Origin of the sequence: Malonomonas rubra DSM 5091 (assembly GCF_900142125.1) — a bacterium.
GTDB lineage: Bacteria > Desulfobacterota > Desulfuromonadia > Desulfuromonadales > Geopsychrobacteraceae > Malonomonas > Malonomonas rubra.
Genome location: NZ_FQZT01000003.1, coordinates 154919 through 166802, shown reverse-complemented (window position 1 = coordinate 166802; position 11884 = coordinate 154919). Strand labels below are relative to the sequence as shown.

The following is an 11884-nucleotide window of genomic DNA, read 5'->3' as shown; positions in this document are numbered from 1 at the left end:
CTACATTTCCAGCAGCATTTCTTCCGGGTCTTCAATGTAGGTTTTAAGCTGTTTGAGAAAGCCGACCGCTTGCTGACCATCAATGATGCGGTGATCATAACTCAGCGCAATATTCATGATCGGTCGAACAACAATTTCACCGTCGATGACGACGGCGCGATCCTTGATCGCGTGCATGCCGAGGATGCCGCTTTGCGGGGGGTTGAGCAACGGGGTCGAGAGGACAGAGCCGTAGATGCCGCCATTGCTGATGGTGAAGGTGCCGCCCTGCAGGTCGTCAAGGCTCAGTTTCCCGCTCTGTGCTTTTTCGGCAAAGCCGCGGATGGTTTTCTCAATGGCATCGAAGCGTAGCTGGTCGGCATCGCGGATCACCGGAACCACCAGGCCCCGCTTGCTGCCAACGGCTACACCGATGTCGTAATAGTTGTGGTAGATGATGTCGTCGCCATCGATGCGGGCGTTGACTTCGGGGAAGTCCTTAAGCGCTTCGGCGGTCGCTTTGACGAAGAAGGACATGAAGCCGAGAGGCACGCCATGTTTTTTCTCGAAAGCGGCTTTTTGCTTGTTGCGCAGGCTGATCACCCGCGACATGTCGATTTCGTTGAAGGTAGTCAACATTGCTGTCTGCTGGCGTGCCATGAGCAGGCGTTCGGCAATTTTCTTGCGGATCTGCGTCATCGGCACCCGCTCAATGCGGTCGTCGTCTGCTGGGGCTGATGTGGTGGCGACAGCCGGAGTTTCTTTTGCCGGGGGCGCAGATGGTGCAGGCTGTTCGGTTGCAGCCGGGATATCATCGACTAAAATCCGACCGTCGCGGCCACTGCCTTTAAGCGTTGTCGGGTCGATCCCTCGTTCGGCGGCGATTTTTGGTACCGCCGGGTTCATCGCCGGTTGTTCGGTTGCAGCCGTTTCCGCTTCTGCTGTTTCGCTGGCCGGTTCTTCAGCTGTCGTTGTGGTGCCGACAGCCGATTCGTCGATTCGGCCAATGACCGCGCCGATTTTGACGATATCTCCCTGCTGAGCGAGTATGGTCAACTTGCCGGAACTCTCGGCGTTCAGCTCGACATTGATTTTTTCTGTTTCCAGCTCCAGCAGCAAGTCATCCTGCTCAACCTGCTCCCCGTCCTGTTTGAACCATTCTCCGATTTCCGCTTCGACGATCGATTCGCCGACCTGTGGAACGATGATATCCATGTTGATCCTCACTTATTCCGCAAAAGCTTGTTCAATAATTCGTTGTTGCTCCAGCTTGTGAACGCGATGCGAGCCGACCGCCGGGCTGGCCGAACGTTTGCGGCCGATGTAGGTAATTTCGCTGCCAAGAAGCTTGCCGAGCTGCGGCCGCAGGTGATCCCAGGCTCCGCCATTTCCGGTCTCTTCCTGCACCCAGCAGTATTCAGTCTGCTGTGGGTAGCCTTCGAGAATTTGCAGCAGTAAGTCACGGTGCAAGGGGTAGAGCTGTTCCACCCGGATGATAGCAATATCTTCACAGCTGTTCTGTTGCCGGTGCTCTAGCAGATCGTAATAGATTTTACCGCTGCAGAGCAGAACCCGGCGGCAATCTTTGTTTTCCAGCTGATCGGGGATAATCTCCTGAAAACCTGCGGCAGTGAAATCCTCCGCGCTGGAAGTGCAGGCCGGGTGGCGTAGCAAGGCTTTTGGCGTGAAGACGATCAGTGGTCGCCGGTAGCTGGCGTTGACCTGCCGACGCAGCAGGTGGAAGAGCTGGGCCGGCGTGCTCGGGTTGCTGACAAGCAGGTTGCTGCCGGCGCAGAGTTGCAGGTAGCGCTCGATGCGGGCGCTGGAGTGCTCCGGCCCCTGGCCTTCGTATCCGTGCGGTAGGAACATGGTCAGGCCGCTTGAGCGATCCCATTTGGCCATGCTGCTGGCGATGAATTGATCGATGATCACCTGGGCACCATTGGCGAAGTCGCCGAACTGGGCTTCCCATATTGTCAGGTCGTTGGGGGTTTCAACCGAGTAGCCGTAGTCGAAGCCGAGCACAGCCATCTCCGAGAGCATGCTGTTGTAGATGGTGAAGTGACCACCTGAGTTGTGAGCGAAGATGTCGAGGGGCGTGTGGTTCCGGCCAGTCTCGATGTCGGACAGGGTGGCGTGGCGGTGATTGAAAGTGCCGCGGCGCGAATCCTGGCCGGAGACACGGATCGATTTTCCTTCAGCGACGATACTGGCAAAAGCAAGCGCTTCCCCTGTTCCCCAGTCGATCTTCTCACCGCTTTCGACCGAAGACTTACGTTTTTTCAGCAGCGAAGCGATTTTGCGGTGCGGAGTGAAGTCGTCGGGTGTTGCCGTCGCGGCAGCGATCAGCCGGTTCAGCTCTTGCCTCTCGACCGAGGTGTCGACCGGGTCGAAGCTGAAGTCGCGGGAGATCTTGGCCCACTTTTTCATAAAGCCTTCTTCCAGCTCATGTGGTGGACGTTGCAGCGCGTTCTCCAGTTCGTTTTCGACATCAGTCGCCAGCGCATCCAGTTCGGTCTCAGCAAATCCCTCTTGCAGCAACTGAGTCCGGTAGATCTCAGCTGTTGGCTGTTTGGAACGGATCGCTTCGTACATCTTCGGCTGGGTGAAGAAGGGTTCGTCCCCTTCGTTGTGGCCATGTTTACGGTAGCAGATGACCTCGATGACCACGTCTTTGCGGAACTTCTGGCGGAACTCCAGGGCAATGGTGGCCGCTTGTAACAACGCTTCCGGTTCGTCGCCGTGGACATGCAGGATCGGCGACATCAGCATCTTGGCAATATCCGTCGGATAGCAGGTTGAGCGAGCATCGACCGGCAGGGTGGTGAAGCCGATCTGGTTGTTGATGACGAGATGGATGGTGCCGCCGGTTTTGTAGCCTTCAAGCTGGGAAAGATTGAGCACTTCGGCAACGACTCCCTGGCCGGCAAAAGCCGCATCGCCGTGGATCAGCAGTGGCAGCACCAGTTGTTCGCCGTCACCTTTGAGTCGTTCCTGCCGGGCACGGCATTTGCCTTCGACCACCGGATCGACTGCTTCCAGGTGACTCGGGTTCGAGGCGAGGGAGATGTGGATGTTCCGATCGCCGTATTTGCGGTCAGTCGAGTAGCCTTTGTGGTATTTGACATCCCCTTCGCCAACAATTTTGAAGGTTTCGTTGTCAGCAAATTCGGCAAAAATATTTTCCAGGGGTTTGTCGTAAATGTTGGCCAGCACGTTGAGGCGCCCGCGGTGGGCCATGCCGATGATGACGTGTTCGATTTCCAGCCCGGCGCCGTGTTCGATCAAGTGGTCGAGCAACGGAATGACCGATTCGCCGCCTTCCAGTGAGAAGCGTTTCTGGCCAACGAATTTACGGTGAATGAATGATTCGAACCTGGTGGCCTGCAGCAGTTTTTTCAGTGTGGCCAGTTTTTTCTCGCGACTCAGGTCCAGTTTGTTGCGCGTACTCTCCATCCGTTCCTGCAGCCATTTACGCTCTTCCATGATCGGAATGTGAGTGAACTCGATGCCGATGGAGCGGCAGTAAGTTTCCTCCAGTACCGAAACGATCTCCTTCAGCGGGGCGTTCGGCAGGATGAAGTTGTCAGTGGCAAATGTTCGCTCAAGATCGGCTTGATCAAGGCCGAACTTGTCGAGCTGCAGTTGCGGATGGTCGAATTCGCAGGGAGTGAGCGGATCGACACAGGCATAAAGGTGACCGATTTCGCGGTAGCGTCGGATCAGTGTCTGCACTTCGGCTGGTTTGTGGTCGGGAGCCGATGTGCTTCGGTCGAGTCCGAGCTCGAACCCTTGAAAGAACGAGCGCCATTCTTCCGGCACCGATTGCGGATTTTGTTGATAACTTTGATATTGCGCTTCGATCCATTGTGGGCTGACGTTTTCTGTGGAGGTCATCTGTGTGCTCACCTTCGAGTCATTTAACGTTAGACGATAAATTATAACCGGATCAGTATAGAACAGTTGCTTGTCTAGTCGCAATAAGCGCTTTGAATAACTATAGAATCTTTTTTTCAGATTGCAGCGAGAATAGCTAAAGGTTCTTTTTAGCGGCAATTTTAATATTAGAATTACCCGGCCTCTCTTGATTTTTAATTTTGCCTAATGTTACTGTGACAGCAATTGAAAAAGCCGAGGCCGTATTGACGGGGACGTTATTAGCCTTAGTGCTGGAAAGGGATAGATCATGGAAGTGACAGGAACAAGTATTGCTTCTCAAGAAATGCAGACGAACAAATTGCAGGCCGGCTATGATGCTTTGACCAAGACGATGCAGAAAGCAGATCAGAACGCGGCGAATGAGCAGCAGAGAATGGAAGTTGCACAGCAGACTGGTAAAGGTCTGAATATCGACGTTAAAGCCTGATTGATTCATCACGCTTTGCTTTTTAAGACCCCGCTGGAAAGAGTTCCGGCGGGGTTTCTTTTTGCGCTGGACTATTCAGGTAACGCGCAGGCTTCACCCGTTTCGTCCAGGCGAACAAATTTCACGGTGGTGCTGAAGACCTCCTTCTCACATGTTGCCCCCGGTTCGTCGGCAAAGACATTGACCAGATAGCTGACCGATGTTTTCCCCTGATCGACCTTGTCGATGGTAAAGCGGAGGATGGCACCATTTTCGACCGGGCTCTTGAAGTGACAGGCGTCCATGCTGATGGTGACGAATTTACAGCCGGGAAAATCCCGGGTGGCTGCGACCCAGGCGTTTTCATCGACCCATTTCAACATCGCTCCGCCGAACAGGTAGCCGTGGTGGTTCAAATGTTCCGTGCGGACCAGAGTAAAAGTGTCCATTATACTTTTTCCTCGCGGGCAACGAACTGTTCTTCGGCGTGATAGGAAGAGCGCACCAGCGGCCCCGCTTCAACATGTTCGAAACCAAGTTTTTGCCCTTCTTCTGCCAGCTGTTTGAAGCGATCAGGGGTGATGTATTCCTGTACCGGGTAGTGGTTTTTGCTCGGGGCAAGATATTGGCCGAGGGTGAGGATCTGGCAACCTTGCTGCCGCAAGTCGTGCATCACCTGCAGAACCTCTTCTTCTGTTTCTCCCATGCCGAGCATTAAGCCTGATTTGCTGATAATGTCTGCCGAAATTTGTTTGATCTTTGCAAGAACCTGCAGTGAGCGTTGATATTCCGCTTCTGGACGGACTTCGGCATACAAGCGCGATACCGTTTCAATGTTGTGACCAATGATGTCGGGGCCGGATTCGACTATCTGCTGCAGCGCCAGCCAGTCACCCTGCAAATCAGGGATCAGCAGTTCGATCCGGCAGTCAGGCGCTTGCTGCTTGATCTGCTCGACCAGGGCGACGAAATGATGGGCGCCGCCGTCAGGAAGATCGTCACGGGTGACCGAAGTGATGACAGCGTGCTTCAGCTTCAGTTCAGCAATTGCTTTGGCTACTTTTTGTGGCTCTTGCGGATCGGGTGGCAGCAGTGCATCGCTGGAAACGTTGCAGAAACGGCAATGACGGCTGCAGTTGTTGCCGAGGATCATGAAGGTGGCGGTGCCTTTGCTCCAGCATTCACCCTGGTTAGGACAGGCGGCACTGCGGCAGACCGAGTTAAGTCCCTGCTGCCGATGGTAGCGGTCGATGCGGGCATACTCCGGCCCGGAGGGGAGTTTGACTTTTAGCCATTCCGGTTTTCGTTGTCTGCTGACAGGCATGCTGTTTCCTGTATGAAGTGGAATAAAAACAGGGCCCGTATGCGTGGCATCGGACCCTGGAGTTTGAATTTCTGTTACCGGTTACACCGGTTCGAAGTTCGACTTGTCGACTCCGCAAAGCGGGCAACACCAGTCATCTGGTAGGTCATCGAAACTGGTTCCCGGTGCAACGCCGTTGTCAGGGTCGCCTTTTTCCGGGTCGTAAATGTAATCACAAATAATGCAGCGGTACTTGTCCATCGGAACCTCCTCTTGGGGTTGAATTTTGCCGACTTTAGCAGAACGGGCAAAGTATGACAAGTATGGTCAGCAATAGTTTGTGTTGATTTAAAACTAAACCAACTCCAATACTGCCTTGACGGCTTTCTCAATACCATCGGCTGCCTCGCCGATGCTGCCTGCGAGCATGTAGGCCGGGGTCGTGACCAGTTTGTTTGCTTCATCGACAACGCAGTCGCGCGGGCTGCAATCGACGTGAGTGGAACCCATGCTGGTGAGGGCTTCAGCGGTTGCCGGATCGGTGCCGATGGTCAGTCTGTGTGGCAGCTTATCTTCACCGAGCACTTTGGAAACCAGCGCCGGAGCAATGCAGAGTGCGCCAAGAGGTTTTTTAGCTGCGATGACCTCACGAATCAGTCGGGCGACATCGGCGTTAACTTCGCAGTCAGGGCCTTTGAAGGCGAAGGTGCAGAGGTTTTTTGCTGCGCCGAATCCACCGGGAATGATCAGAGCATCAAAGTCGGATGCTTTTACCTGGGCAATGTCGCTGATCTGACCTCGGGCAATCCGCGCGGCTTCTTCCAACACATTGCGACTGGACCCTTCGGCTTGTTCTCCCGTGAGATGGTTGACGACACCCTGCTCTATATTGGGGGCCATACAGACGATCTCGGCACCGGCTCGGTCGAGGGTCAGCAGGGTGACAACGGCTTCATGGATTTCGCTGCCGTCATAAACGCCACAGCCCGCCAGAACAACTCCTACTTTTGCCATGTGACTCCTCCTGTTATTGCTGATGGTTGAAATGAATCGATGGCTATCGACAAATCATAGCAGATCAACGTCGATTTAACACCGGGAAGCAAATTCAATTTCTGGTGTAGAGGACCGCAATGCCGTGAGCGATTTCATTGCCAAGAGCTTTCAGACTGTGTGGCTCGTTGGAATCCCAGTAAACGGAATCACCGGCATTAAGGACGTAAATCTCGCCACCGTGGGTCAGTTCGATGCAGCCTTCGAGCACATAGAGAAACTCTTCACCAGCATGCTGGACCGCTTGTGATGATACGGTTTGCTTCGGATCGAATTCGACCAGAAAAGGCTCCATGTGCTTATGCTTTTTGCCATAAGCCAGGGAATGGTAAAGGTAGGGCTGTGGAGTGCCACCCTGCTGTGGTCGGCGGTTAATCAGGTTGGAGTCACCGGCGCGTACCACCAGGCACTTCTGGTTGTTGTCCTCTTCTTCGAAAAACGTCTGTAGCGGAACCTTCAGCGCTTTGGCAATCCGCAGCAGGGTTGCCAGCGGTGGGATGACCTGTTCATTTTCAATCTGCGACAGCAGCGGTTTTGACAATTCTGTTTCCGCTGACAAGTCCTGCAGGGTCAGGCGGCGGTCCTGACGTAGTTTGCGGATCTGTGGACCGATCTGGAGTTCTTTGACTTCTGCTCTGAACTCGTCCATGGACTCTCCTTTTTATCCGGGTCAGCGAATGCCACTCTGCAATCTCTGATTCAGGTTTTGTAAAATGAAATAAATTTTTAACGTCACCAGCGTTTACAGTCAAGTAATTAGAAACACTGTAATCGGTTGGATTCTCTGACGTCTGTTGTGTTAGAAAGTGAACGACAGCAAAACGGCTGCATTTATGAATCGAGGATGAGCAGCTTTATGGAGATGAGATATAACAAAAAAAAACCAGTACGGGCGCTGCTGTTTGATCTTGACGGCACTTTGTTGCGGGTCGATATGAGCCGGTTTATCCCGTCATATGTTGAAGGGCTGGCGCAATACTCCGGCGCCTATGCAAAGCCGAAAAAGTTCATCCGGGCGAAACTCGGTTCAATCCGTAACCTGCTGAAAACCAGTGGGGATGGCATTATGAGCAACGAAGCGCGGATCACGTCCTACCTGCAGGCTGAACTGGACATGCCGGAGCAGGCATTGGTCGAAATGTTTCAACGCTATGCTGCCGAGCGATTGGAGGAATTGCGTGAGTTTGTCCGACCGATTCCTCTGGCGAAAAAGATTCTGCAGGATTGCCGGCAGCTGAATTTGCCCCTGGTGCTCGCGACCAACCCGGTATTCCCAGAGTTTATGATTCGGGCCAGGTTACGCTGGGCCGGACTGGATGATATCCCTTTCGATTACCTGACGAGTACAGAGAATAGCTGCTACTGCAAGCCGGAATCAGAATACTTTCACGAGATCAGCAACTATTTGCAGGTAAAACCGGAAAACTGCCTGATGATCGGTAACGACGCCCACCAGGACATGGCGGCAACCGCTATCGGCATGCAGACCTTTCTTGTTGATACCTGGCTGATTGAGACGGAAGGGGCGCAGTGGCCTTATCATGGACGCGGCGATCACAATGCTTTGCAGCACTTTTTGTCTCAGCGCCTGGCAGGGGAATAGGACGCTTTGAGTGGCGATTTGTGTTAAGAAAAGATTAGTGCTTGCTATTTTGAAAATCTGTTAATAAAATTAAGGTTCTTGTTCGCAGTGACCTGTTACGTTCATAACCTGCTGGAGGCTGACGTTATGGCAAGACTTGTGGAAAACCCTGATTTGGCGTTCCGTTTGGCGCGGGCCATCGTTTCCGATATTGCCCTTTATAATCAGGATAAAGTCGCGGAGGGGATCAAGGAAGACAGCATCTTTGAGCTGATGGAAGAAGAGCTGGCTGAAGGACGTGAGCATTTTTACTCTCGCGTTTCCCCCGATATGACCAATCGAGATCACCTGTTCGAGAAGGCGATCGTTGATGTCATGATCAAGCAAGCCGGTAAAATCGAGAGCAACATCTGGTAGATGACCCCGCCGCAACAACTGACTTATCCGGACGACCGTGATGCTGAGCGGCTCGACAGCTTTCTTGCGGAGCGGTTTCCGGATTTAAGCCGTTCGCAAATCAAAAAACTAATCGACTCACAGCAGGTTCTGCTCGACGGAACTGCGACCAAGGCCAGCCAGAAACTCAAAGGTGGGGAGCTGATCGAGATCGACATCCCCGAACCGGAACCGACCGAAGCTCTGCCGGAAGATATCCCCCTGACTATACTGTATGAAGATCATGACCTGATCGTGGTTGACAAGGCTCCGGGAATGGTGGTACATCCCGCCGCCGGACATGCGCATGGTACGCTGGTAAACGCGCTGTTGCACCACTGTGACGACCTCGCCGGTATTGGCGGTGAGCTACGCCCTGGCATTGTTCACCGTATCGATAAGGATACCTCGGGCGTGCTGGTGGCGACGAAAAACGATCAGAGCCATCAGCATCTGGCCGCACAGTTTAAGGCGCACACGGTGAAAAGGCGCTACCTGGCGCTGATTTGTGGACAACCGCAGCACAATAGTGGCACTATCGATCAACCGGTCGGTCGACATCAGCAGCATCGGAAAAAGATGAGCAGCAACACCAGACACGGCAAACGTGCGGTGACCCACTGGCAGGTGCTGCAGCGTTTTCCGAGCGACGGCCTGTCGCTGGTCGAATGCCGACTCGAGACCGGCCGCACCCACCAGATCCGGGTGCACCTGTCGGAGATGAATCTGCCACTGGCCGGTGATCCCCTTTACGGTGGCTTGAGCCGCTTGAAAAACCTGTCCGATACGAAACTGCGGGCGCTGTTGCAGCAGCTTCCGGGGCAGGCGCTGCATGCCAGAGTGCTGGGTTTCGAGCACCCGAACAGCGGTAAATACATGGAATTCAGCAGCGAGCTGCCGCAGGCTTTTGCCGCAGTCGTTGACTATCTGGAAAAGAAATATGCCGATCCGGCTCAGCCGGTGCGGTAGGACTTTGCGGAGACAGACATGAAACTTGTACGTCAGGGAAAGCTTTCCTATTTGCAGCCGAAAGGATTGAGTACGGGGGTTGTGGCCGGTTTCAGCACCCGTAATGGTGGTGTCAGCCGGGCCCCTTACAACTCGCTTAACCTGGCTTTGAATACCGATGACCTGCAGGCCAGCGTGGATGGCAATCGATCGACATTTGCCCGGGCTTTTGACCTGCAACCCCATCAGCTGCTGACGGTCAAGCAGGTGCATGGCAAAGACCTGTTGGTACTCGATCAACCGAACCCCGATTTGACCCATTTCCTCTCGGTTGAGGTCGATGCCATTCTCACCAATCAGCCCGGCATCATGATCGGTGTGCTGGTGGCTGACTGCTACCCGGTTCTGCTCTGGAATAAAGAGGGGACTGCTGCTGCGGCTGTGCATGTTGGCTGGCGCGGAGCTGCTGATGGCATTCTGGCGAAGTCGGTGGCTGCCATGCAGCAGCATTTCGGTTGCCAGCCGGAAGATCTGCTTGCCGCCATTGGCCCTGGCATCGGCGCGCATAAATATGAAGTTGACCGCCCGGTGCGAGACGCCTTTCGCAAGGGAACCGGCTTCTGGGATGAGATCTCGAGCGAAACCCGTCTCGGTCATTGGCAGCTTGATATCGCACTGAGTTGCCGATTGCAGTTGGAAAAGGTCGGATTGCCGATCAATGCGATCGAGCAGACTGCCGAGTGCACCTGCTGCCACCCGGAGCTGTTTTTCTCCTACCGGCGGGATGAAGGGCAAACCGGACGTCAGATCGGTTTTATCAAGCTGGCATAAAATATAATGCTGACAAATAAAAAGCGGGGCTGCCATATCGGCGGCCCCGCTTTTTTGTTTTCAGTGCCTGTACTGATTAGGCAGCAGATTTCCCCGGCAGAATCAGGTTCAAAACAACGCCAATAATACCGGCCAAACCGATGCCACCCAGCTTGACGACGGCCAGGTCGAAGGTCATGCCGCCGATACCGAACACCAGGATAATGGCGACGATCGCCAGGTTGCGCGGCTCCATCAGGTCGGTGCCAGCTTTGATCAGGGTGTTGATGCCGATAACAGCGATGGCACCGAACAGCAGCACCATGATACCGCCCATGACCGGGACCGGGATGGTGTTGAGGAAACCGCCCAGTTTACCGATGAAGGCGAGCAGGATTGCCGCGATCGAGGCCCAGGTCATAATCGCCGGGTTGAAAGAACGGGTCAGGGCGACAGCACCGGAAACCTCCGAATAAGTGGTGTTCGGCGGGCCGCCAAAGAAAGCTGCAACACTGGTGGCAATACCGTCACCGAGCAGGGTGTTCTTGATGCCTGGATCTTCGACGTAGTCTTTGCCGGTAATACCGCTGATCGCCAGGACATCGCCAAAGTGCTCGATCGCCGGTGCAATCGCAACCGGAACAATGAACAGGATCGCCTCCAGATTCCAGGTCGGGAAGGTGAAACTGGGGATGGCAAACCAGGGTGATTCAGCCACTTTCTGCATCGAGATCAGGGCCGGGCCGGTCCAATTCTGCAGACTGCCTGGATCGAATGCGGCCTGGGTCGAAGCAGTGAAACCACTGACATCAAGGATCAGCGAGGTGAAGTAGCCAGCAGCGATACCGCAGAGGATTGGGATCAATTTGAAAATCCCTTTGCCGAGCAGGGAAACGATGATGGTCACCGCCAGGGAAACACCGGCAATGATAAAGGCTGTGGTTTCCGGCACCAGCCAGGCCGAGCCGTCACCGGTACGGCCCGAGGCCATATGGACGGCGACCGGAGCCAGTACCAGACCGATAACCATGATTACCGGGCCGGTGACGATCGGCGGCAGGATGCTGTGCAGAATGTCGGAGCCGAAAATGCGAATCAAAAAGCTGATGATGACATACATCAAGCCGGCAGCGAACAGGCCGCACATGGTTCCCGAGATGCCCCACTGTTGTACGCCGTAAATGATCGGTGCGATAAAAGCGAAACTCGAGGCGAGGAAGACCGGCACCTTGCCACGGGTGATGACTTGAAAGATCAGCGTACCGACGCCGGCGGTGAACAGCGCGACGTTGGCGTTCAGGCCAGTCAGCAAAGGAACCAGCACCAGCGCGCCGAAGGCGACGAAAAGCATCTGGGCGCCGAGCAGGCAATCTTTGGGGCGGAAGTTGTAGTCGGTGGGAGCGTTCTGGCTCATGCAATCAATCCTTTG

Annotated in this window: 13 protein-coding genes; 5 read left to right on the top strand and 8 right to left on the bottom strand. The window is 54.4% G+C overall.

The genetic code is table 11. The features are described 5' to 3' along the window. Both odhB and BUB13_RS05840 read right to left on the bottom strand, forming a co-directional pair. Complete coding sequence (gene odhB / locus BUB13_RS05845; RefSeq protein WP_425269178.1) at positions 1-1200, bottom strand: 2-oxoglutarate dehydrogenase complex dihydrolipoyllysine-residue succinyltransferase; 1200 nt, start codon at positions 1198-1200, stop codon at positions 1-3. Between the two features lie 6 nt (positions 1201-1206). Beyond that, positions 1207-3876 (bottom strand): 2-oxoglutarate dehydrogenase E1 component, encoded by a 2670-nt coding sequence (locus BUB13_RS05840; protein ID WP_072906720.1) that lies wholly within the window; start codon positions 3874-3876, stop codon positions 1207-1209. 289 nt (positions 3877-4165) lie between these two features. Between BUB13_RS05840 and BUB13_RS05835 the strand changes: the two genes are divergently transcribed. After that, entirely contained in the window at positions 4166-4345 is a 180-nt protein-coding gene (locus BUB13_RS05835; protein WP_072906718.1) for a hypothetical protein, read from the top strand. A 71-nt stretch (positions 4346-4416) separates the two neighbouring features. Here the strand turns inward: BUB13_RS05835 and BUB13_RS05830 are convergent, their stop codons facing one another. From BUB13_RS05830 to BUB13_RS05810, 5 genes are all read right to left on the bottom strand, one after another. Continuing rightward, positions 4417-4773 (bottom strand): acyl-CoA thioesterase, encoded by a 357-nt coding sequence (locus tag BUB13_RS05830; RefSeq protein ID WP_072906705.1) that lies wholly within the window; start codon positions 4771-4773, stop codon positions 4417-4419. After that, on the bottom strand, positions 4773-5648 hold the full coding sequence (gene lipA, locus BUB13_RS05825; protein WP_072906703.1) for a lipoyl synthase: 876 nt from the start codon (positions 5646-5648) through the stop codon (positions 4773-4775). Before lipA ends, BUB13_RS05830 begins: the two co-directional genes overlap by 1 nt. 81 nt (positions 5649-5729) lie before the next feature. Next, a complete protein-coding gene (gene rd / locus BUB13_RS05820) occupies positions 5730-5888 on the bottom strand; it encodes a rubredoxin (protein ID WP_072906701.1) in 159 nt (52 codons plus the stop codon). Between the two features lie 93 nt (positions 5889-5981). Next, positions 5982-6641 carry an isoprenoid biosynthesis glyoxalase ElbB gene (gene elbB, locus BUB13_RS05815; RefSeq protein ID WP_072906699.1) on the bottom strand — a complete coding sequence of 220 codons (660 nt, stop codon included), beginning with the start codon at positions 6639-6641 and terminating at the stop codon, positions 5982-5984. A 94-nt stretch (positions 6642-6735) separates the two neighbouring features. Continuing rightward, positions 6736-7329 (bottom strand): helix-turn-helix domain-containing protein, encoded by a 594-nt coding sequence (locus BUB13_RS05810; RefSeq protein WP_072906697.1) that lies wholly within the window; start codon positions 7327-7329, stop codon positions 6736-6738. A 213-nt stretch (positions 7330-7542) separates the two neighbouring features. Between BUB13_RS05810 and BUB13_RS05805 the strand changes: the two genes are divergently transcribed. The 4 genes from BUB13_RS05805 to pgeF all read left to right on the top strand — a co-directional run bounded on the left by BUB13_RS05805 (position 7543) and on the right by pgeF (position 10476). After that, positions 7543-8283 (top strand): HAD family hydrolase, encoded by a 741-nt coding sequence (locus BUB13_RS05805; protein ID WP_161947626.1) that lies wholly within the window; start codon positions 7543-7545, stop codon positions 8281-8283. Between the two features lie 126 nt (positions 8284-8409). Continuing rightward, the gene (locus BUB13_RS05800) at positions 8410-8679 is read left to right on the top strand and encodes a hypothetical protein (RefSeq protein ID WP_072906682.1); all 270 of its coding nucleotides are present in this window, start codon (positions 8410-8412) and stop codon (positions 8677-8679) included. Beyond that, complete coding sequence (locus BUB13_RS05795) at positions 8680-9666, top strand: RluA family pseudouridine synthase (RefSeq protein WP_072906669.1); 987 nt, start codon at positions 8680-8682, stop codon at positions 9664-9666. A gap of 18 nt (positions 9667-9684) precedes the next feature. Further along, positions 9685-10476 carry a peptidoglycan editing factor PgeF gene (gene pgeF, locus BUB13_RS05790; protein WP_072906667.1) on the top strand — a complete coding sequence of 264 codons (792 nt, stop codon included), beginning with the start codon at positions 9685-9687 and terminating at the stop codon, positions 10474-10476. A gap of 76 nt (positions 10477-10552) precedes the next feature. Here pgeF and BUB13_RS05785 read toward each other — a convergent pair whose 3' ends face one another. Next, on the bottom strand, positions 10553-11869 hold the full coding sequence (locus BUB13_RS05785; RefSeq protein ID WP_072906665.1) for a uracil-xanthine permease family protein: 1317 nt from the start codon (positions 11867-11869) through the stop codon (positions 10553-10555). Positions 11870-11884: the final 15 nt, after the last annotated feature.

Coding starts and splice junctions, on each gene's coding strand:
- lipA (WP_072906703.1), bottom strand. CDS start 5,648: ATGCCTGTCAGCAGACAACGAAAACCGGAATGGCTAAAAGTCAAACTC.
- BUB13_RS05810 (WP_072906697.1), bottom strand. CDS start 7,329: ATGGACGAGTTCAGAGCAGAAGTCAAAGAACTCCAGATCGGTCCACAG.
- BUB13_RS05795 (WP_072906669.1), top strand. CDS start 8,680: ATGACCCCGCCGCAACAACTGACTTATCCGGACGACCGTGATGCTGAG.
- rd (WP_072906701.1), bottom strand. CDS start 5,888: ATGGACAAGTACCGCTGCATTATTTGTGATTACATTTACGACCCGGAA.
- BUB13_RS05805 (WP_161947626.1), top strand. CDS start 7,543: ATGAGATATAACAAAAAAAAACCAGTACGGGCGCTGCTGTTTGATCTT.
- BUB13_RS05830 (WP_072906705.1), bottom strand. CDS start 4,773: ATGGACACTTTTACTCTGGTCCGCACGGAACATTTGAACCACCACGGC.
- BUB13_RS05800 (WP_072906682.1), top strand. CDS start 8,410: ATGGCAAGACTTGTGGAAAACCCTGATTTGGCGTTCCGTTTGGCGCGG.
- pgeF (WP_072906667.1), top strand. CDS start 9,685: ATGAAACTTGTACGTCAGGGAAAGCTTTCCTATTTGCAGCCGAAAGGA.
- elbB (WP_072906699.1), bottom strand. CDS start 6,641: ATGGCAAAAGTAGGAGTTGTTCTGGCGGGCTGTGGCGTTTATGACGGC.
- BUB13_RS05785 (WP_072906665.1), bottom strand. CDS start 11,869: ATGAGCCAGAACGCTCCCACCGACTACAACTTCCGCCCCAAAGATTGC.
- BUB13_RS05840 (WP_072906720.1), bottom strand. CDS start 3,876: ATGACCTCCACAGAAAACGTCAGCCCACAATGGATCGAAGCGCAATAT.
- BUB13_RS05835 (WP_072906718.1), top strand. CDS start 4,166: ATGGAAGTGACAGGAACAAGTATTGCTTCTCAAGAAATGCAGACGAAC.